Origin of the sequence: Mannheimia kashgarensis (assembly GCF_041807705.1) — a bacterium.
In the GTDB taxonomy this organism is placed as follows: domain Bacteria; phylum Pseudomonadota; class Gammaproteobacteria; order Enterobacterales; family Pasteurellaceae; genus Mannheimia.
Genome location: NZ_JBGTYY010000008.1, coordinates 22,240 through 43,056, shown reverse-complemented (window position 1 = coordinate 43,056; position 20,817 = coordinate 22,240). Strand labels below are relative to the sequence as shown.

The window sequence follows — 20,817 nt, the reverse complement described above, 5'->3', positions numbered from 1 at the left end:
TGTAAACATTTTGTTGTAAAGTATAGCAAGTGTTAGCCTAAACTGCATTAACCTATTGTAGATTTTAGCAACTTAGCTACAATAAAAGAAAAGATTAAAAGAGAAAATACTATGTTTAGCCTATTTGAAGCAGGGCAACGCTATCTAAACACCTTGCCTAATCAGAAAAAGTTGGCGAACTTTATGCCTGATTACCACATTATTCGCCTTGTTAAATTTTCTTCTAAAGTAATGCCTGCTTTTGCGTGCTTTGCTATAGTCTGGCAATACTTTTTTACCGACCCTACTCAATCTGTTTTAGCAAATTCTGTTATTACGGCTATTTTTGCCATTTCTATCCCTTTTCAAGGGCTTTATTGGCTGGGTAAACGGGCAAGATCGCCACTTTCTTTATCCTTGTTGGAATGGTATGAATCGCTCAGGCAAAAATTAATTTCCGCACAGGTAAAATTAGAAGAAACACAAGCGGTGCCTTCTTTCCAAGATTTTGCAAATTTACTGAAATTAGCGGAAGAAACGTGGGGAAATGAATATTTCGATGAGCTTTAAAAGCCTAAAAGAAAAAAGCTCCACTCAATAATTAAGTGGAGCAAAACTTTTGTTCTAATTCTGGAGGTTTGAATTACTGTTTTATAAAAGGAGACAAATAAAACAAGAACAAAAGAAAATTCTTTGGCTCCTCCTGCGGGACTCGAACCTGCGACATATGGATTAACAGTCCACCGTTCTACCGACTGAACTAAGGAGGAATTTACAGAGCAGAATAATAAGCTAAAACGTTTTAGCCGTCAAATAAAATAATGAACCTTCGTTCATTATTTACATTTATTTACGCTTTTCGCATTGAGAATACTTAATTAGTGTTACACACAGAGCAGTTTTTTTGCTTAGGCAATGCCATTTCTCGTACTGAAAAATGTAAACCATCAATTATCAGCAATTTTCCTGATAATATTTTGCCGATATTCAGTAAAACTTTTATCGCTTCTAATGCTTGAAAGCTACCAATTACCCCAACAATGGGAGCAATAACCCCTGCTTCGACACAGCTTAATGTGCCATCGCCAAATAAACTACTCAAACATTGGTAGCAAGGTTCATTTTCTTGATAGCTAAATACACTAATTTGCCCTTCAAAACGGATTGCTGAACCTGATACAAGCGGTCGTTTTTGCTTAAAACATTGCAAATTGAGTTGATTACGAACAATTACGTTATCAGTACAATCTAGCACTAAATCGCTTTGAGCAATAAGCTCTGCCCACTGCTCATCACTGCATTTTCGGTTAATCGCTTCAATCTGAATATTCGGATTAATGGCTTGCAAACGAGCTTTTGCCGATTCCACTTTAGGCTGCCCAATGGTTTCATCAGTATGCAAAATTTGGCGTTGTAAATTAGAAAGCGAAACTGTATCGAAATCAACTAAAGTAAGATGCCCAACCCCTGCTGAAGCGAGATATTGCGAAGCAGCACAACCTAAACCACCTAAACCGACAATCAACACACGGCTTGATTTTAATTTTTCCTGCCCGTCAAAATCGACACTTTTGAGAATGATTTGGCGGTTATAACGAAGGGTTTCGTGATCGGTGAGTTCCATTATTTATCCTAAATCCATAGATTGAAAACAAAGTAGGGGCGAAAAATTTTTCGCCCTTTCATTTAGATAATATTTGGGGCGAAAAATTTTTCGCCCCAAATATTATCTAAATGAAAGGGCGAAAAATTTTTCGCCCCTACATTTATTTCTGGAAAATGTTATTTTAAAAGAAAATTAAACGACTGAACCGTTACTTTTTCCCCAGTTTCCACGTTGCCTCGTTCAGCTTCCAGCACAATGAAACAATTACTTTCATTGAAAGCACTGAAAATATGCGAACCTTGTGTGCCAATCGGTTTAACTTCTAATTCGCCTTTTTCATTTGCATAGTAATAACCACGCTGAAAATCTTGGCGACCAACCGCTTTTTTCAATTTTTCTGCACTACAAGCGGTGAAATTTTGCGTAAGATTTGCAATTTTATCTGCTGATAATCCTGATAATTTCGCTAACGCAGGGTGTACTAACTGGTAAAATGTAACCAATGCAGAGACTGGATTTCCCGGTAAACCAAAGAACCACGCCTTTTCCAATTTACCGAATGCAAATGGTTTGCCCGGTTTCATTGCAATTTTCCAAAAGCCAATTTCGCCTAATTTTTCTAATACCGTTTTAGTAAAATCTGCCTCGCCAACCGATACACCACCGCTAGTAATCACAACATCAGCTTTCTCTTGCGCCTCAATAAAGGTTTGTTCAAATAAGGCTTCATCATCAGGCAAAATGCCAAAATCTAAAATCTCACAGTTGAGTTTTTCCAACATTAAACGTACGGCAAAACGGTTAGTGTCGTAAATTTTTCCATCTGCCAAAGGTTCTCCAACTGAGGTTAATTCATCGCCCGTCGAAAGGATTGCCACTTTTAATTTTGCAAAAACAGGCACAGAGGCAATGCCAAGTGAAGCCAGCAAAGGCAAACTCGCGACATTCAATAACGAGCCTTTTTTCAGTACCAATGCACCTTGTTTAACATCTTCCCCAATGCGGCGAATGTTACTGCCTAATTTCGGAATATGGTTAAAGGTTACAGAGCCATCATCATTTAAGGTAGTTTCCTCTTGCATTACAACGGCATCAACACCATTTGGCACTAACGCACCTGTCATAATACGTACACATTCGCCTACTTGGAGTTCACCATTAAACGGATTACCCGCAAAGGCTTTGCCTGCAACTTTTAAGGTTAAATTTTGCTCTAAATCGGCAATGCGTACCGCATAACCGTCCATCGCGGAATTATCAAAATTCGGTACGTTAATTGGTGAGAAAATATCTTCTGCCAGCACTCGATTTGCACATTCATTTAATGGTAACTGCTCAACCGTTGTTGGAGCAGGCAAGCGGGCAAGCATATTCTCTAAAGCATCAGAAAGAGGTAAAAGCGCCATAATATCTCCTATTCAATTAGCTCACTTGCACGAAGAAATCACGCACACCAATAAGCAAGTTATTCACCGCAATCGCTGCCAAGATTAAGCCCATTACACGGCTAATAATTGCCGCTCCTGCATTACCGATTAAATGCTGAATTTTATTTGCTGCCATTAGCAATAGATAAGTAATAAATAATACAAGCATCATAATACCGGCTGTAATGAACTGATCACCTACACTAAAGCGATGATTATCGGTTAATAACACAATCGCCATCATCGCCCCGGGTGAGGCAATAGAGGGAACAGCTAACGGGTAAACGGCTAATTCACTTAAACTACTATTCATTTTAATTTCTTGATCCGGCTTGCTTTCGCCAAAAATCATTGTCAAAGCGAATAATAAAAGCACTAAACCACCCGCAGCTTGGAAAGCAGGTAATGGAATTTGCATTGACTCTAATAAAATCTGCCCACCAATCAGGAAGAAAATTAAAATACCTCCTGCAATGAGTACCGCATTTAACGCAATTTTGCGACGTGCTTCAATCGGTAAGCCAATGGTTTTCGCCAAATAAACAGGAACAGAACCAATCGGGTCAATAACCGCCCATAAAACCACAAATTGTACCGCTAATGAATCAAACATATTCTCTCCTGCTATATCAAATTTCTAATTCGCAAAATTTTAGCATAAATTGACCGCTTGCAGGACATATTCCACCATAATTTATCAAAATTAAGTTCTATTCAACATAGTATATTGAATAGAACTTAATTTTCACTCCAAACAATTTTAATTGTGTTGAAATTTCCTATGCTAAAATACGTAAAATTTTTAACAAAATAGACCGCTTGTAATGATATTTTTCACAGATTTAATTTTAAAACGTGGGCATTCTGTCCTGATTGATAATAGCTCTGCCACCATTCATACAGGGCAGAAAGTTGGTTTGGTAGGGAAAAATGGGTGTGGGAAATCCTCGCTTTTTGCACTCCTTAAAAATGAGTTACAACCTGAAGGGGGCGATGTTTCGCTGCCGAAAAACTGGGCAATTTCGTGGGTAAACCAAGAAACGCCTGCGTTGGATATTTCCGCTCTTAATTACGTCATTCAAGGCGACCGTGAATACACCAAATTAATAGCTGAGCTTGATGAAGCCAATGCGGCAAATGATGGCAACCGCATTGCCACCATTCACGCCCATTTAGACACCATTGATGCGTGGACAATTCAAGCCCGAGCCTCTACCCTGCTCAATGGCTTAGGTTTTAGCACCGAAGAACTCCAACTGCCAGTAAAATCATTTTCGGGTGGTTGGCGTATGCGACTGAATTTAGCCCAAGCCCTAATTTGTCGCTCTGATCTATTACTACTTGACGAACCAACCAACCACTTAGATTTAGATGCGGTGATTTGGCTAGAGCGTTGGCTCACCAACTATCGTGGCACATTACTACTGATTTCTCACGACCGTGATTTTTTAGATCCAATTATTGACCATATCATTCATATTGAACATCAAAAACTCAACGAATATACAGGCAATTACACCTCGTTTGAAATTCAGCGAGCAACTAAAATCGCCCAGCAAAACGCCGCTTATCAGCAACAGCAACGCAAAGTAGCACATTTGCAGAGCTTTATTGACCGCTTCAAAGCGAAAGCCACCAAAGCAAAACAGGCTCAAAGCCGTATTAAAGCGTTGGAGAAAATGGAGCTTATCGCCCCTGCGTATGCTGATTCACCATTTGAATTTGAGTTCCGCCCACCGCTTGCCTTACCTAGCCCATTATTGATGATGGAAAAAGTCAGTGCCGGTTATGCCGATAAAACCGTATTGGAATCGGTTAAACTAAATTTAGTGCCCGGTTCTCGCATTGGCTTACTTGGGCGAAATGGTGCGGGTAAATCAACCTTAATCAAATTGTTAGCAGGCGAACTCCCGCCACAAAAAGGCTCAATGCAACTGGCAAAAGGCGTTCAGCTTGGCTATTTTGCTCAACATCAAGTAGATACTTTGCGTTTTGATGAAAGCCCTCTTTGGCATTTGCAAAAAATCGCCCCTGAAAAAACCGAGCAGGAATTGCGTAACTACTTGGGCGGCTTTGATTTCAAAGGCGATAAAGTGGTGCAAGAGGTAAAATCTTTTTCAGGTGGTGAAAAAGCTCGTTTAGTACTTGCTTTGATTGTTTGGCAACGCCCTAATCTGCTGTTATTAGACGAACCAACCAACCATTTAGATTTAGAGATGCGACAAGCCCTTGTTGATGCCCTCACTTATTATGAAGGCTCGCTCGTTGTGGTTTCACACGATCGCCATTTACTTCGTAGCACCGTGAACGAATTTTATTTGGTACACGACCGTAAAGTGGAAGAATTTAAAGGCGATTTAGACGATTATCAAAAATGGCTGAATGAACAAAATGCACTAGCTCAAGAGCCAAAATCAGCCCTTGCAAAAGATTCGCCAAATTCGACCGCTTGTGAACCTACAGCAAATGAAAACAGTGCAGCAAACCGTAAAGAGCAAAAGCGTTTAGAAGCCGAACTCCGCCAGCAAACCGCCCCGCTGCGTAAAAAAATCACGCAGCTGGAAAAAGAGTTGGAAAAAGCTACGGAAAAATTAAATCAACTTGAGTCTATTCTCGCTGAGAGTGAGATTTACGAAGCGGAAAATAAGACGAAATTAACGGATACACTCGCCAAACAGCTAGAGGCGAAAAGGCAGGTTGAAGATATTGAAATGCAGTGGTTAGAAGCACAGGAAGAGTTGGAAAAGATGCTTTCGGAATAAATCTCCAAATAAGGCTAAGACTAAATTTGATTTCTTAGCCTTATATATTGAATTACTTAGTATATATTGCTTGAGAGTTTTTTATAGTTTCTCTCATTGTTTCTTGAGTTTTCTCCATCATTTCTGAAGGATCTAATTTATCTCCCCATTCAGTAACTTTATTGTTTAATAAGGTTACAAATAGTCTATCTTGAGATAGCATTTGATTATCAACTATAGTAAATCCCACAGCAGATAACCCCCAATAGCTCAATACTTCAACCATTCCTTTATCTGTATTTTTAGCTGAAACTTTTTTAGGCTCACCCAACAAGCTAATTGTCTCTTGTTTAGACATTCCCATATGCAATTTCATTGCTAATTGATTGTATGTAGGCTTAGGCACACAACTAATTAAAATTATAGTCATCAGAATTACAATAACTTTTTTCATACTTAAATTCCCATTTAATTTTAATACTATTTCTAACTTTGATAAATCATCAAAAAATAACATTGCAAACCTAATTTAGGTTCAAACATATTCTAATATAGACCGAACATCGGTTCAAGATAATTTGCACCTAAAATAGGTGCAAATGAGTAACCTAAGATTATCTATCTATTCCAATGAGCATACTTGGCTGAGAGAAAAATTCATAAAACGCCGCCAAGAACTCAATCTTTCTCAACGTGCATTATGTGAAAAAATGGGCGTTGTTTCGTCGTTCGTTGGAAAAGTGGAAACTGGAGTAAGAAGATTAGACATCTTTGAATTTATTGCTTATTGCGAAGGATTAGATTTAGATCCTTTATCTGTATTACAAGAAATTGAGAAACAATTCCCTAATAAATAAAGGCATTGAGCCACAAACTCAATGCCTTTATTTTCAATGCAAAATATCTATACTCTCGGCTTGGTTTCAGCCAAAATACTGTATTTATTATTCATTTCTTCCGCCCAAGCGGTTAAATTTGGGTGATTTTTTTCAAGATCGTAGCCGATTTTATCTAAGCGGAATGCCCACCAATCAATTAATGTCACCGCAGTTAATGTGCCTAAATTCAGCTCTGTGCCAAATTCTTGCAAAGCCTCTTCCAACTGTTGGAAAGTGCGGATATTTCTTTCCATTAATTGCTCGTGTCGGCTTAGCCACCATTCATTTTCAGGGCGCGCCATTTTTTCTTGGATAATGGTGTGCATTGTGTTTTCCATAATGCCATCAGCCAAGTTATGCAATGCCAATACAGCCCAGCGTGGTTTACCCTCTTTTGGCAGTAAAGGGGAATTATTGCCTTTTTGGTCTAAATATTCGCTAATGAGTAAACTGCCGAATAGCCAGTGTCCGCAGTTGCGTTGTAAGGCTGGAATACGCCCTAATGGGTTGTCTTGGTTGTGTGGCGAGTTTCTGTCCATTGCAGCAGTTACACGCAACATTTCTACTTTGTCATCTAGTTGATGGTGTTTAATGACTACAAGAGCTTTACGAGCAAAAGGGCTTGTTGTTGAATACCAAAGTTTCATATTGTTCTCCATTTTCGTTGGTGTATAGCAACTGTATCCCCCAAAATATTTGGCAAGATACAAATTCGTTAATTAAACCGCGTGAGCATTCCACTGTGAGCCATCACGGACGATGGCATTAATCACGGTTAAAAGCTTACGCATACAGGCGTTTACCGCCACTTTGAACGGTTTGCCACGAGCAATCAGCCGTTCATAAAATGCCTTGAACTTCGGTTCGTGTTGGCGGGCGACATTCGCCGCATTATAAAGTACGTTTCGTACCGCTTGTCGCCCACCCGAACAGCGACTATGCCATTTCTGGCTACCGCTCTCTTTCGGGTGTGGGGCAACACCAACCAGTGAAGCGATTTGCTTGTGGTTGAGCTTGCCGAGCTCAGGGAGCATTGACATCAAAGTTGCACTCGTGATTGCACCTATCCCTTTGATGTCATTGAACTTTTTTAAAGTGTCGTCAAATACAGCCGTCGCTTGATTGATTTGTGTTTCCAGCTCATCAATTAAACGGTCAAAATGGGCAATCAACTGTTGGACACTTTCCCGCTGGCTGTCGTGGACTTGGTGAAGGCGGTTTTTCTCCGCCACCCGCATTTCAACCAGTTGGGTACGGCGTAAAACCAATGCTTCTAATTGCTCCATTTCAGGTGTTGGCGGAAGATAAAGTTGTTTTTCAACCTCATCGTCCAAAACCAGCATTTTGGCGTAAGATGCCAGCATTTTTGCATCTTTTGCATCGGTTTTCGCCAACGATTTAGCCATTGCAAACTGATGCGTTTGACGTGGATTAGCAATCACCACCCGAAAATCCGCACGATGAAGTGCTTTGGCGAGTGGGATTTCCAAGCCGCCTGTGCTTTCTAAGACAACTAGGCTTAGATTTGCACAATTTTTCAGGTATTCCACCGCTTGTTGGATACCTTTGGGGTTGTTGGTAAAAGTTTTGGTCTGTTTTCGACTACTGATACCGACAACAAAACTACGTTTAGCAACATCAATGCCACAGAAATTAAGTTCATTCATCGTAACCTGCCTTGTATTCGGGTTGTGTTCGTGCAACTGTTCGGTTTTTGTGATGAAAGTTATTCGGGCGGGCACTGGACCCGCCCCTACGAGGCTGTAGCATATTATTATATGCAAATTTTTTGCCAAAAATGACCGCTTGTAGGCTCTGCTTGAACGCAAATCCGTTCATTTTCGTATTCAAATTCAAGTTGATAAGCGTGTAAATACACCCGGTCAACCGCAGTTCCTGAATAAAGTTTATCGCCTAGAATCGGGCTGCCTAAACTTTTCATTGCCACCCTTAGTTGGTGGGTTTTGCCTGTTTTCGGCTGCAAAATAAAATGACGAAGTGATGGCTCAAGCGTATTAGAGGTAAATTGTGTTACTGCAGGGTTATCTTTGCTGTGGCACAATTTCCACGCTCCATTACGGCTTTTTTCCATATCGCCTACAATTCTGCCTTGCTTTTTCTTCGGTTTTTTATCGCTTAATGCCCAATAGGTTTTCCAAATTTTATGTTGTTCAAATAAATGATAAAACTTCGCAGCCGCTTCTTTATTTAAGGCTAGAATCAACAATCCAGAGGTAATTTTATCAAGGCGATGAACCAGCCAAACCTGTTCAACATTAAGCTGGCGAGCCATCATTTCCGTTAAGCCGATTTCCGTCTCGTCTTTATGCACACTTAAACCATCAGGTTTGTTGATAATAATAAAATCGGGGTGCTGATAACAAATAGGCAATGTTAAGGTCATTTTGCTATAATCTCGTTTATTTTTGACTATTTTAGCAAGGAATTACGATGGCTGTTACCATTTATTTAGTTCGACACGGTAGAACCGTTTGGAATATTGAAGGCAGATTACAAGGCTCAGGCGATTCCCCTCTTGTAGAAGAAGGGATTATCGGGGCAAAGAAAACAGGTATTGCGTTAAAAGATGTGCCTTTTACAGCAGCCTATTCCAGTATGCAAAAACGGGCTCAAGATACCGCAAATTATATTTTAGCGGAAAATAACTTAAGCGATATTCCCCACTTCCACCATAAAGGGCTGAATGAATTTGATTTCGGTAGTTGGGAGGGAATGAAATCCCTTGATTTACAAGAGAATGAAGAATATTTGATAATGAAACGCACCCCTGCGGAATATCTAGCAAAAGCAAATGGCGGCGAGCGATTTGAGCAGCTTTATCAACGTGTTACTCGGGTTTTTAATCAAATTGCTCAGCTTCATCAAAATAGTGGCAAGATATTGATTGTTTCACACGGAATGACTTTAACGCTACTTACCGCTGTGTTAAAAGAAATTGCGTGGCAAGATTTTCGTGATGAAGAAAAGCATCGTTTTATCATTAATACTGCCATTACTAAAGTGGAAGTGGATAATGGCAAAGTAACGGTGCTGGAATTTAATAATACCGACCATTTGGATAATGTGCCTACGAGCCAGCACAAACACTAATATTAAGGGCGGAACATTGTCCGCCCTACCATTCCTAATCAGAAAACACTTTTTCTTTTGTTTCTGTTTTGGCAAACACCGTATTTTTAACCGACGTTAATAATTCTTGGCGAATAGCTGAAATTCTTGGTTTCTCATTGGCTTGAAAAGCAACAGGGCGGCAAAATTCCATTGCTTTAATGCCTAGCCTTGCCGTTAGCAATCCTACACCAATACCTTGTGCAGCACGGAGCGACAATTTCGCTGTAAGGTTTTGCGAGAAGAAATCCATACCCACATCGGTGGCAATTTCCGTTGCTCCAGCAAATACCATATTTTTTAACACCATTTTGAACAGTTTTAAGCGGCTGATGTAGCCTAGTTCCATTCCATAGGCTTTGGTAATTTTATTCACTAAAGCGATATTTCTTGCCGCCATTAACAACACATCAACTATTGCCAGCGGGCTAACCGCCACAATCACCGCATTTTCTGCCGCATTGCGGGAAATCATCTGCTTAACCTGTTTATCTATCGGCTTTAGCACATTTTCGCTAAACAGATATAGTACCTCTTTGGCATTGTAAGCCTCGTTAAGCTGGCTTTTCCAGCGTTGCTCGGCCTGAGAAACGGTCGGCAAATGGTTAAGCTGATTTGCAATATTTTCACAAAATTTGACCGCTTGTTCGCCATCATTCGAGGGAAGTTGTTCCAATAAAAGCTGCTGGCTGACTTGCTGATTTTTCTGATGATTACGCAAATAGACCAATTTTCGCCATTCGGAAATAATCGCCCCAATGCCAAGCAAGCTGACAATAAAAAACACGATCGAGAACGCAAAATAGATCCACTCTCTTTGCTGGAACGTATCAATCAACCATTGAATACTTTGAGCAATTACCGCCACGCCAAACAAGGCAAGTGTTGCAAGTAGTACTCGAATCCAAAAGCGGGAAGGCTTGAGGCTTTCTTCAATAATCAGCTCCGCCTCAACTGCTTTTTCCTCTTCTTCAATAATCGCATTTTCGAGATCAAACTCTTGTTTAGGTTCAAAATGCTCGGTTATTTTTAACTCTTCTTCATTAAAAATTTGTTTACTCATTTAGCCCACCGCCTTTTCAATATGTGCTTTTAGACCATCATAGCCGTGTTCGGTTTTCAAAATATCAAATAATTCTACCGCTTGAGGATATTCTTTATCCAAATAACGTAGCCATTGCTTAATGCGAGCAACGTGGTAGAAACCTGTATCGAACTGATTTTCCATTTGAACATACTTAAATAGAAGTTGTAAAACCTCATTCCACGCCATTTTCGGCTGATTATATTTCACTACCTTGCTTAAATTAGGCGTATTTAATGCCCCTCGCCCAATCATTAAGGTATTGCAAGCGGTTATTTTTTGACAATTTTTTGCAGATTCAAAATCCCAAATTTCGCCATTAGCAGTTACAGGGATAGTCAAACGCTGTTGAATTTCGCCAATCGCTTGCCAGTTGATGCGTTCTGCTCGATAACCGTCTGATTTTGTTCGTCCGTGTACGGTAATTTCATTTGCTCCACCTCGCTGAACCGCATCGGCAATTTCAAAGCATTGTTCGGTAGAGTCCCAACCTAAACGCACTTTTACAGACACAATATGCTCATTCGGCACGGCTTCTCGCATTGCTTTTGTGGCGCGGTAAATTAAATCAGGATCTTTAAGCAACGATGCTCCCCCATTACTACCGTTTACGGTTTTAGAAGGGCAACCGCAGTTGAGATCTACACCGTGAGAGCCAAGCTCAATCGCAAGTGCCGCATTTTCAGCCAACCATTCTGGGTATTGCCCTAAAATTTGGATTCGAACAGGCGTACCGGAATCCGTCAATCCACCTTGATATAACTCCGGAGCTAAACGGTAAAAGGCTTTTTTGGGCAATTTTTGATCTACCACCCGCACAAATTCGGAAATGCAGAGATCGTATTCATTAACAGCGGTTAAAAGATTACGAACAAAAGGATCTAACACCCCTTGCATCGGGGCGAGAATGACTTTTGGAATTGAGTTCATCAGTTAAAATAAAATGACAAGCGGTTATTTTTCCTCAACATTTTGCAAAAAATCAGCAAAAAACAACCGCTTGAAGGTTAAAAATATCTATCGTGAATACGCAAATCAGGGCGGGCGATTACATAAATAATTAATGCGGTTACTGCCCCTAAAGTATCGGCTAACATATCTTTCTGAGCATCCCAAATATCACCTTGCGAGCCTAAGAATTCAATGCCTGCATTTCCGCCTTCAATCACCGCATATTGCCACTCAATAATTTCGTAAGCAGCCGCCACAGACATAATAAAAAACAGCGAGAAAAAGAGGGCAACCCCGAAGGTACATTTACGTTTACGCAATAGCCATTCTGCCATCGGGTAGCTATAAAAACCGATAATGTAATGTGCTACTCGGTCAAAATGGTTACGATCTTCTCCTAAAAATGGCGTGAGGAATTGGTTTGCCCAATCAAACGGCACATTAGCAAACGTATATTTTGCTCCGATTAAGTGCATAATCAACCATAGCGACATCAGAAAATAGGCTAAGTCACTAAACTGAAATTTCGGGTAAGTGATAATCAGCAAACCGAATACCACAAAAATGGGGGCAACTTCCGCATACCACACCGCTCTATCTGCCGGATTGAAGCCAGACCAAACGGCAATCACAGTAATGACGATAGCTAAAAATAGCGGAATGATATGCGAGCGTGAATCCATTATTTCCACCCTTTTACTTTACAAATTAAATCGTATGCTGCTTGAATTTGTTGGGCTTTCTCTTTTGCCAACTCCATCATCTCATCAGGCAAGCCTTTTGCTGCTAATTTATCTGGGTGATGCTCGTTCATTAACTTACGATAAGCCCGTTTAACGGTATTTTGATCGTCTTGTGCCGTTACGCCTAATACGGTATAAGCAGCCTCAATACTTGGTTGCGCCGGCTGCTGATAACTTCCCTGATACCCACCTTGAGATTGCTGATGATAACTACCACTTTGCTGATAATAACCACCGTTACGGAATTGTTGAGCCGCCATAATCATTGCAATCATTTGCTCAAACTGGAAGCGAGACATTCCCATTGTTTCAGCAATGGTAAACAGAATTTGTTGTTCTTTTGCGTCTAATTCGCCATCTTGCAATGCGGCTTGCATTTGTACTTCAACAAAGAAACGCAGTAAATCGGTTCTTGCCCCACAGGCTTCACGAAACTCTTGAATAACTTGGCGTAGAGGGAAATTAGGTTCTTTTCCTAATGTGAAAGCCTCTTGAGCTAATTGTTGAGCTGCACCATCTAATTTTAGGCGAGCCATTAATACACGAGCTAATTCAATATCGGCTTCTGTTACACGCCCTTTCGCTTTTGCAATATGCCCTAAAACGGCAAAAGTTGTTTGAGTGAAAAGCGATTGGCGAGTAAGATTTTTACCAAAAGTACTCGAGCGTACCGTGCCTAAGGCATAAAGTTTTTTATCTGCCAAATGCCCAATAAATGCCCCTAATAGTCCACCAAATAGACCGTGAAAGATTTGGTAGCCTAAAATAAAGCCAATTATTTTTCCAATAAATTGCATTTTTTATCCTTTTCGTAAACTAAGTGGTGCTATTCTAACAAAATTTATGGTAAAGATTAATGATTTCACTTTGCTTGCCTTTTCGTTAAAACAAACATAAACCAACTTGCTATAAAAATAATAACATAACCTAGCCAGCTCCACGCATCAGGGCATTGTTCAAAAAGCATTGCTCCTAAAACTGCACTAAAGATTACTGATGCGTAGCTATAGATTGAAATATCTTTAGCCGCAGCGTATTTATACGCAGTGGTTACGCAAAACTGCCCTACTGCTGATGTGATACCCGCTAGAATTAAGTACACTAATTGCATAGAAGTTAGTGGTACATAATCAATGGCGACGAAAGGTAATAATATCAAGGTCGAGAATGTAGAAAAAAAGAAAACGATGGTATTTGGTGATTCCACTTTTTCTGTTTTTGACAGTAATCTCAAACATAAATAGGCAATTGCTGCAAAAACAGAACCAATAATACCAATTAAATAAGGAATAAATCGAATATCAAGAGCTGGTTTAATAATAAAAAGTGCACCAATAAACGCCACAATACATAAAATCCATTGTGCTATAGAGGCTTGTTCTTTTAAAAAGATCGCAGAGAGAATAATTAAAATAAAAGAGGTGAGCTTGCCAATCATATCCACATCACTTAATACGAGATGATCGATGATATAAACACCTACTAAAATCCCAATTAGTCCTGTAACTGAGCGGCCAAGCAGCAAAAGCCGATTTTCCTTATGTCCGAAGAATAATTGATTGTTTTTCCAAACAATATAACCACTTATTAGTGCCGTAATACCATTACGAAAAATAGCTTTTTCAGCCACAGGAAAATCGCCAGATAAGCGAAGGAAGACTGCCATAGCAGCAAAACTTAATGCCGATAAAAGCACACAAAATATGGCTTTAAATAGAGGAGATAGGGCATTCCAAAAATTCATAATGAAAACTTTATAAAAATAAAGCCCTGATTTTTCAGGGCTTTATTTTAGAATTAACTAAGAATTAGTATTCTAATACTGCACGACGGTTTTTCGCGTAGTCAGCTTCAGTGTGACCTAACACAGCTGGTTTCTCTTCACCGTAAGAAACAGTTGAAGTGTTGTTAGCACCTTTAGCTGATAAGTAACTCTTAACTGCATCTGCACGACGTTGACCTAATGCGATGTTGTACTCTGGAGTACCACGCTCATCAGCGTGACCAGATATAGTTACGTTACCTTGAGTTTGACCTAATAATTGAGCGTGAGCGTCTAATAATTGACGGTGCTCACCTTCAACTGTATAGCTGTCAAAGCCGAAGTATACTGTGTTGTATTGTGCTTTTAATTGGTCAGCTGTTAAACCACCGAATTCGCCTGCTGCATTTGCTGCTGCGTTAGCTGCGTTTGCTGATGCGTTAGCTGCTTTGTCATCTGATGAGCTGCTACATGCTGCTAATGCGAAAGCTGGTACTGTTACCATTAAAACTTTAGCAAATTTTTTCATTTGTTGCTCCTAATTAGAGAAATATTATTATTTAGTTAAGTATGGTGACCACGCAGGGAATTTATACTGTCCACCTGCTCCCGGCAAATTAGCTTTGAAACGCCCATCTGCGGATACCAATTGTAGCACTTTACTCGTACCTTTGGTAGAGCTATAAATAACCATAATGCCATTTGGAGAAATACTTGGACTTTCGTCTAAGAACGTTGAACTCAATACTTCCGTGCTACCTGAAGCGAGATCGCGTTTCACAACTCTATCTCCAGCAATCATGATTAGATTCTTACCATCAGATGATACTTTAGCATTATAGCTGCCTCGACCACCCATTGGGCTTGCACCGACACCTGATGAACTCATTCTGTAAACTTGTGGAGCTCCAGCTCGGTCAGATGTGAAGTAGATTGTACTTCCATCTGGAGACCAGCTCGGCTCTGTATTATTACCAGCATTTGCTGTTAATTTTGTTGGTGTACCGCCACTGCTGCCTACAACGTAAATATTTAACTCGCCGTCTTGGTTAGATGCAAATGCAATGCGAGAACCATCTGGTGAGAATGCTGGAGCACCATTATGCCCTTGTAAAGCAGCCACTACACGGCGAGCTCCAGAACGAATATCGTGCACAACTATCTGTGCTTTTTTATTTTCAAAGGTAACATAAGCTAATTTGCTGCCATCTGGAGACCATTCTGGAGACATTAACGGCTCTTTACTTGTTGTAATAGTGAAAGCGTTGAAGCCATCATAATCTGATACACGCAATTCATAAGATGATACGCCACGTTGTACAACGTAAGCAATTTTAGTTCTGAACGCACCACGAATTTGAGTTAATTTTTCAAATACTTGGTCACTTACTGTATGTGCACCCTGACGAATTTGAGCAGCAGGCACAATAAATGAACCTTGAGCAATCACATTACCAGCCGCACCTGAAGTGCCTAGTGTATCAATTAATTGGTAAGCGATATTATAACCACCACCTGAAGCACTTACTTGACCTACTACGATATTATCAATACCAATCGCACTCCATTGTTCTGCTGAAACTTCGCCTGCAGAGCCAGGTTGGGCTGGCATTTGAGAACGTTCAAGCGGTGTAAATTTGCCACTATTTCGCAAATCATCAGAAATGATTTGTGCAACATCAGCCGGAACGCCACTTGATTTGAATGGTACAACCGCAATCGGTTGAGCCATACTAACACCTTCGTCAATAGAAATTCGAACATCAGAATCTGCCATTACTTGGCTTGTAACCAATGTAGAAACTATCGCTATTACACTCGATATACGAGAGAATAATTTCATTTTTAACCCTCTAAAGTTATTTAACTTTTAAACTAAAATCAAGCGTTGGAGATTTAAACATATTATAGACTGCATCTGATGGTGCTTTTGGCACTTTTCTGGTTGACACAATTGCACTTACTGCTGCATCACATACTGCTTTATCCCCACCGATTACTTGATAGTTAGTGATATCACCATCACGACTTAAGAAAATCTTAACATCACATTGTTTTCCTGCAAAACTTGGATCAACACGATATTTAGATTGAATTAATTTCTTAATTCGCTGACCGTATGCGTTACCATCGACGTTTGCTCCTTGCCCAAGACCGCTTGTACCGCCTGAGCCTTGAGAGCCCGATGAGTTCTTATTACCGCCTTTGCTTGAGCCACCACCAATATCTCCTCCACTTAGGAAATCATCTAGGGCTTTATTATTCTTAGCTTGGGCTGCTTTTGCTTCAGCAGCAGCTTTGGCTTTAGCCTCTTTTTCAGCTTTTTCTTTAGCTGCCTTTTCAGCTTTGGCTTTAGCCTCTTTTTCAGCTTTTGCTTTAGCTTCTTTTTCCGCTTTTTCTTTAGCTGCCTTTTCAGCTTTCGCTTTAGCTTCTTTCTCTGCTTTTTCTTTCGCTTGTTTCTCTTTTAGCTCTTTCTGCTCTTGTAATTTCTTTTCAGCTTCAGCTTTTTTCTGTTGCTCAAGTTTCTTTTCTTGAGCTTCTTTTGCCTTTCGCTCTTCTTCAGCTTGCTTAGCAGCTGCTTCTAAACGCTTAGCTTCTGCATCTGCTTTTAACTTAGCCGCTTCAGCTGCTTTTTTACGAGTTGCTTCTTCTGCTTGCTGCTTTTTAATTTCTTCTTGCTTAGCTTGCTCTCGTCTTTGCTGTTCTTGAATTCGCTGTTGCTCTTGCAGTTTTTGCTGACGTTCAGCCTCTTGCTGGCGTTGCTGTTCTTGAATTGCGGCTAATTCAGCTTGCTTTTGTTGCTCAATTTCTTCTGGAGTTGGCTTTTCTTCCAGTTCTTCAACAGTTTCTTCAAGCTCTTCTTTCGGTTCTTCCTTTGGTTCTACTGTTGGTTTTGCAGGTTTAGAGCCTTTTTTCTCCGCCATTAACTGACCATACTCAGCTGCTACTTGCCCGGTATCAACCATTACTGCTTCAAAGCTGTCGCTATCACCACCACTACCGCCAGCCGCTGCTAATTCTGTTTTGGTGAAAAGAGACCCAAGCAATAATAACCCAATTAATACTATGTGTAATAAGATTGAGATAATAACTGCAAGCTCTAGTCTATCTTGTTGAGATTTCACACTTTATCCTTGCTGATTATTTGCCTTCAGTCATTAAACCGACTGATTTAATCCCTGCATCTTTAAGTAAGGTAATACCTTTCATAATTTCTTCGTAAGGCACAACTTTATCGCCAGCAACTAAAAATAACGTATTATTATCTTTTTGAAACTGCTCCCCAGCGTAAGCAACTACCTCTGCTTCTGAAATATTATCCACCCCATTACTTTGTACATAGTTACCATCAATCTTTAATTTATATTCTCCAACACCTGCAACTTCTAAAATCACAGGTGTTTTGTCTTCATTTGATACAGATTGGGTATGGGTATCTTCAGGTAAATTCACTTCCACGCTTTGGCTGATAATTGGTGCTGTTGCCATAAAAATAAGCAATAATACCAATAATACATCTAAGAATGGAATCACATTAATTTCTGATTTAATGTCTCTGCGTGGTGAACGGCGAATCGACATACTTTCCTCTTTTAAGATGCACGTTGCATCTACATTCATCTTTTATATAACGTAGGATTTAGCTACATATTATTCACTTACAAGCGATTAGATTTTTGTGAATTTTGCAAATTTTTATAAAAAAATGACCGCTTGTTATTTATCTTTTTGAAAATGCTTGACGATGTAATAAGGTTGTAAACTCGTCAATAAAATTCACATAACCTTGTTCCACTTTACCTAAGCGTAAATTTAAGCGGTTATATGCCATAACAGCTGGAATTGCCGCAAATAAACCAATTGCGGTTGCAATTAGGGCTTCTGCAATACCCGGTGCAACAGATTGTAATGTAGCTTGTTTTACTGCACTTAGACCCATAAATGAGTGCATAATTCCCCATACTGTACCGAATAAGCCGATATATGGACTGATAGAACCTACTGTACCTAAGAAAGGAATATAGTTTTCAAGGCTTTCCATTTCACGGTTTAAGGCTAAATTCATTGCACGAGCCGAACCTTGAATGATAGATTCAGGTGCTTCAGGGTTTGATTGTTGTAAACGATTGAATTCTTTAAATCCGACATAGAAAATTTGTTCTGAACCTGTTAAAGCATCACGACGATTTTCTAAACCTTGATGTAAACGGTTTAAATCCTCTCCAGACCAAAAACGGTCTTCAAATGCTAATGAATCTTTTTTTGCTTTTGTTAATACCTTGCTACGTTGGATAATTACTGCCCAAGATAAAATTGAAAACACAACAAGGATCAACATTACGAACTTTACAACAATACTTGCTTCTAAAAATAAAGATAGAAGGCTAAATTCAGTTTGCATTAATAAAACTCCGAATAGTTTTTAAATAGAACAATTAACTTTTTGTAATGCTTGACGAATATCATCAGGAATTGCAATTGGTTTCATTTTAATAAGATCAACACAGGCAACGGTTACTGTTGCAGAACTTAAGCAAATATCGCTTTTGTATAACTTTTGTTGAAATACAATAGTCGCTTTTTTAAATTCTGATAGTATTGTCTCTACATTTAATAAATCATCCAAACGAGCAGGAGATTTATACTCTATTTCAATTCTCTTTACTACAAAGGCAAGAGATTGAGCAAAAAGTTCCTGCTGAGAAAAATTATACACTCGTAAAAATTCCGTTCTTGCTCGCTCAAAAAATTTAAGATAGTTGGAATGGTAAACCACTCCCCCAGCATCGGTATCTTCATAATAAACTCGAACCAGAAAATTCATACTTTTCCCTTTCTTCAAAATGAAAAAAACGCCCAAAATTTAGGCGAAAAATTGGTTGCTATTGTAGAGATAGAAAAATCGTTGTGCAAGTATATTTTGAGTTTAATCGTAAAAATATTTTTACCTATCAAAAATAAGAAAGAGGCAACAAATGCCTCTATTTCATCAATAAAATACATACTGATGGAACAACAATAAGATAACCCACTATCGGTAAAAAAATCGCTTTCCAAATGGTTGAACGAATTTCAAATCCTACTCCATGTATCCATAAAATCGCCATACCATAAAAAATGAGAATGACTAAACAAGCCGTTTTTCCACCAAATATCAGAGCGAAAGCGGTCGAATTTAGCAAAATCATTGCACATAAGGTCATGGCTAAAATAAAAGAAAGGGCTTTTAACAAGCCCTTTGCTGTTAAGTTATAAAGAGTATTAATCATTACTCGTCAAACTTACCTGTTTTTTCAATACTGATGGTGATTACTGTTGCAAAGAAAATTGCAAGAAAAACACCTAATACCCAAGTTACATAAAACATAATGTTCTCCTCTAATTAGTAAGCTGATTTATTGTGTTCTAAGTAACTTGCATCTAAGCGACCATACATTTTGATATATGACCAAATCGTATAGCCTAATACTGTTGGAACGAAGATACCTGCTACTACTAACATTACAGTTAATGTAGTGTGGCTTGCAGTTGCATCCCACATTGTTAAGCTCATATTAGGGTGAGTAATTGATGGCATTACAAATGGGAACATTGAAACTGCCGCCGTTGTAATTACCCCAACAAGCATAATTGATGATGAGAAGAATGCAAAACCAGAACGATTTGCTCTTGATGCAACGATAGTTAGCAATGCACCAATTACTGCTAATGCTGGAATGCTCCAAAGCACCGGCATTTCAGCATAGTTTCTAAACCACGCACCTGTTTCAACTGCTACTGTTTTATTCGTAAATACAGATTGTGCATTGTGGTCGATTTGGCTTGTTATTACAAAACCATCTTTGAAATATAGGGATACACCTGCAAGCACAAAGGCAACTAATACAACTGCTGCTGTAACCTGTGCTACTTTTCTTGCATTATTATGAAGTTCATCTGTGGTTTTCATTTGTAACCAAGTTGCACCCTGCGTTGTTAGCATCATTAAACTAATTACGCCACATAATAATGCAAATGGATTCAATAGACCAAAGAATGTGCCTGTATATTGTGACTGGTTAAGGTTATTAAATTCAAATGGTACACCTTGTAATAAGTTACCAAATGCAACACCAAATACTAATGATGGTACAAAACCACCGATTAATAATCCCCAATCCCAAGCATCACGCCATTTCGGATTATCAATTTTCGCACGGTATTCAAAACCAACAGGGCGGAAGAATAACGCCGCTAATACAAGCACCATTGCAATATAGAAACCTGAGAACGAGGTTGCATATACTGTTGGCCACGCCGCAAATAATGCACCACCTGCGGTTAATAACCAAACTTGGTTACCGTCCCAGTGAGGGGCAACTGTGTTGATCATAATACGGCGCTCAACGTTACTTTTACCAATCACAGGTAAAAGATTTAATACGCCCATAGTAAAGCCATCAGTAACGGCAAAACCAATTAATAATACTATGATTAAAATCCACCAAATAAAGCGGAGAAATTCATAATCGAGCAT

Annotated in this window: 25 protein-coding genes and 1 tRNA gene; 4 read left to right on the top strand and 22 right to left on the bottom strand. The window is 39.4% G+C overall.

The genetic code is table 11. The features are described from left to right. The first annotated feature begins 111 nt into the window (after positions 1 to 111). The gene (yfbV, locus tag ACERCF_RS05370; protein WP_373611256.1) at positions 112 to 549 is read left to right on the top strand and encodes a terminus macrodomain insulation protein YfbV; all 438 of its coding nucleotides are present in this window, start codon (positions 112 to 114) and stop codon (positions 547 to 549) included. Positions 550 to 673: 124 nt separating this feature from the next. Here the strand turns inward: yfbV and ACERCF_RS05365 are convergent. From ACERCF_RS05365 to ACERCF_RS05350, 4 genes are all read right to left on the bottom strand, one after another. Further along, positions 674 to 749, bottom strand: a tRNA-Asn gene (locus ACERCF_RS05365). 104 nt (positions 750 to 853) lie between these two features. Next, positions 854 to 1,603, bottom strand: a complete 750-nt coding sequence (gene moeB / locus ACERCF_RS05360; RefSeq protein ID WP_373624898.1) for a molybdopterin-synthase adenylyltransferase MoeB — start codon at positions 1,601 to 1,603, stop codon at positions 854 to 856. A 158-nt stretch (positions 1,604 to 1,761) separates the two neighbouring features. Continuing rightward, positions 1,762 to 2,991 carry a molybdopterin molybdotransferase MoeA gene (gene moeA / locus ACERCF_RS05355; RefSeq protein ID WP_373624897.1) on the bottom strand — a complete coding sequence of 410 codons (1,230 nt, stop codon included), beginning with the start codon at positions 2,989 to 2,991 and terminating at the stop codon, positions 1,762 to 1,764. A gap of 16 nt (positions 2,992 to 3,007) precedes the next feature. Then, positions 3,008 to 3,625 (bottom strand): MarC family protein, encoded by a 618-nt coding sequence (locus ACERCF_RS05350; protein WP_373611253.1) that lies wholly within the window; start codon positions 3,623 to 3,625, stop codon positions 3,008 to 3,010. Between the two features lie 211 nt (positions 3,626 to 3,836). On the opposite strand from ACERCF_RS05350, the gene ACERCF_RS05345 reads away from it, so the two are divergent. After that, a complete protein-coding gene (locus tag ACERCF_RS05345) occupies positions 3,837 to 5,774 on the top strand; it encodes an ABC transporter ATP-binding protein (protein WP_373624896.1) in 1,938 nt (645 codons plus the stop codon). Between the two features lie 52 nt (positions 5,775 to 5,826). On the opposite strand, the gene ACERCF_RS05340 is transcribed toward ACERCF_RS05345, so the two are convergent. Further along, positions 5,827 to 6,270, bottom strand: a complete 444-nt coding sequence (locus ACERCF_RS05340) for a hypothetical protein (RefSeq protein WP_373624895.1) — start codon at positions 6,268 to 6,270, stop codon at positions 5,827 to 5,829. Between the two features lie 82 nt (positions 6,271 to 6,352). On the opposite strand from ACERCF_RS05340, the gene ACERCF_RS05335 reads away from it, so the two are divergent. Beyond that, entirely contained in the window at positions 6,353 to 6,610 is a 258-nt protein-coding gene (locus ACERCF_RS05335; RefSeq protein WP_373624893.1) for a helix-turn-helix domain-containing protein, read from the top strand. Between the two features lie 47 nt (positions 6,611 to 6,657). On the opposite strand, the gene ACERCF_RS05330 is transcribed toward ACERCF_RS05335, so the two are convergent. From ACERCF_RS05330 to ACERCF_RS05320, 3 genes are all read right to left on the bottom strand, one after another. Further along, a complete protein-coding gene (locus ACERCF_RS05330; RefSeq protein ID WP_373624892.1) occupies positions 6,658 to 7,278 on the bottom strand; it encodes a glutathione S-transferase in 621 nt (206 codons plus the stop codon). Between the two features lie 72 nt (positions 7,279 to 7,350). Then, entirely contained in the window at positions 7,351 to 8,298 is a 948-nt protein-coding gene (locus tag ACERCF_RS05325; protein WP_373624891.1) for an IS110 family transposase, read from the bottom strand. A 107-nt stretch (positions 8,299 to 8,405) separates the two neighbouring features. Continuing rightward, on the bottom strand, positions 8,406 to 9,035 hold the full coding sequence (locus ACERCF_RS05320) for a TIGR01621 family pseudouridine synthase (protein ID WP_373624890.1): 630 nt from the start codon (positions 9,033 to 9,035) through the stop codon (positions 8,406 to 8,408). A 47-nt stretch (positions 9,036 to 9,082) separates the two neighbouring features. Here ACERCF_RS05320 and ACERCF_RS05315 point away from each other — a divergent pair, with 47 nt between their 5' ends. Beyond that, the gene (locus ACERCF_RS05315) at positions 9,083 to 9,742 is read left to right on the top strand and encodes a histidine phosphatase family protein (protein WP_373624889.1); all 660 of its coding nucleotides are present in this window, start codon (positions 9,083 to 9,085) and stop codon (positions 9,740 to 9,742) included. Positions 9,743 to 9,776: 34 nt separating this feature from the next. Here the strand turns inward: ACERCF_RS05315 and ACERCF_RS05310 are convergent, their stop codons facing one another. The 14 genes from ACERCF_RS05310 to cydB all read right to left on the bottom strand — a co-directional run bounded on the left by ACERCF_RS05310 (position 9,777) and on the right by cydB (position 20,817). Then, positions 9,777 to 10,823, bottom strand: coding sequence for a TIGR01620 family protein (locus ACERCF_RS05310; RefSeq protein ID WP_373624888.1), 1,047 nt, complete (start codon positions 10,821 to 10,823; stop codon positions 9,777 to 9,779). Continuing rightward, positions 10,824 to 11,774 carry a tRNA dihydrouridine(16) synthase DusC gene (gene dusC / locus ACERCF_RS05305; protein WP_373624887.1) on the bottom strand — a complete coding sequence of 317 codons (951 nt, stop codon included), beginning with the start codon at positions 11,772 to 11,774 and terminating at the stop codon, positions 10,824 to 10,826. A gap of 77 nt (positions 11,775 to 11,851) precedes the next feature. After that, positions 11,852 to 12,478, bottom strand: a complete 627-nt coding sequence (locus ACERCF_RS05300; protein ID WP_373612268.1) for a DUF2238 domain-containing protein — start codon at positions 12,476 to 12,478, stop codon at positions 11,852 to 11,854. Then, positions 12,478 to 13,335: a co-chaperone DjlA gene (djlA, locus tag ACERCF_RS05295; RefSeq protein WP_373612267.1), complete on the bottom strand. Its 858-nt coding sequence runs from the start codon at positions 13,333 to 13,335 to the stop codon at positions 12,478 to 12,480. Before djlA ends, ACERCF_RS05300 begins: the two co-directional genes overlap by 1 nt. 65 nt (positions 13,336 to 13,400) lie before the next feature. Further along, positions 13,401 to 14,285 (bottom strand): DMT family transporter, encoded by an 885-nt coding sequence (locus tag ACERCF_RS05290; protein ID WP_373624918.1) that lies wholly within the window; start codon positions 14,283 to 14,285, stop codon positions 13,401 to 13,403. Between the two features lie 61 nt (positions 14,286 to 14,346). Then, on the bottom strand, positions 14,347 to 14,829 hold the full coding sequence (locus tag ACERCF_RS05285; protein ID WP_373612160.1) for an OmpA family protein: 483 nt from the start codon (positions 14,827 to 14,829) through the stop codon (positions 14,347 to 14,349). A gap of 27 nt (positions 14,830 to 14,856) precedes the next feature. Beyond that, positions 14,857 to 16,143 carry a Tol-Pal system beta propeller repeat protein TolB gene (tolB, locus tag ACERCF_RS05280; protein WP_373624886.1) on the bottom strand — a complete coding sequence of 429 codons (1,287 nt, stop codon included), beginning with the start codon at positions 16,141 to 16,143 and terminating at the stop codon, positions 14,857 to 14,859. Between the two features lie 16 nt (positions 16,144 to 16,159). After that, positions 16,160 to 17,425: a cell envelope integrity protein TolA gene (gene tolA / locus ACERCF_RS05275; protein WP_373624885.1), complete on the bottom strand. Its 1,266-nt coding sequence runs from the start codon at positions 17,423 to 17,425 to the stop codon at positions 16,160 to 16,162. Between the two features lie 16 nt (positions 17,426 to 17,441). After that, a complete protein-coding gene (gene tolR / locus ACERCF_RS05270) occupies positions 17,442 to 17,882 on the bottom strand; it encodes a colicin uptake protein TolR (RefSeq protein WP_373624883.1) in 441 nt (146 codons plus the stop codon). Between the two features lie 139 nt (positions 17,883 to 18,021). After that, positions 18,022 to 18,702 (bottom strand): protein TolQ, encoded by a 681-nt coding sequence (gene tolQ / locus ACERCF_RS05265; RefSeq protein ID WP_373624882.1) that lies wholly within the window; start codon positions 18,700 to 18,702, stop codon positions 18,022 to 18,024. Positions 18,703 to 18,723: 21 nt separating this feature from the next. Further along, positions 18,724 to 19,125, bottom strand: coding sequence for a tol-pal system-associated acyl-CoA thioesterase (gene ybgC / locus ACERCF_RS05260; protein WP_373624881.1), 402 nt, complete (start codon positions 19,123 to 19,125; stop codon positions 18,724 to 18,726). Between the two features lie 157 nt (positions 19,126 to 19,282). Beyond that, complete coding sequence (gene ybgE / locus ACERCF_RS05255; protein ID WP_373624880.1) at positions 19,283 to 19,570, bottom strand: cyd operon protein YbgE; 288 nt, start codon at positions 19,568 to 19,570, stop codon at positions 19,283 to 19,285. Beyond that, positions 19,570 to 19,668, bottom strand: coding sequence for a CydX/CbdX family cytochrome bd oxidase small subunit (locus tag ACERCF_RS05250; RefSeq protein WP_159630562.1), 99 nt, complete (start codon positions 19,666 to 19,668; stop codon positions 19,570 to 19,572). Before ACERCF_RS05250 ends, ybgE begins: the two co-directional genes overlap by 1 nt. A gap of 15 nt (positions 19,669 to 19,683) precedes the next feature. Continuing rightward, positions 19,684 to 20,817 carry a cytochrome d ubiquinol oxidase subunit II gene (cydB, locus tag ACERCF_RS05245; protein ID WP_373624879.1) on the bottom strand — a complete coding sequence of 378 codons (1,134 nt, stop codon included), beginning with the start codon at positions 20,815 to 20,817 and terminating at the stop codon, positions 19,684 to 19,686.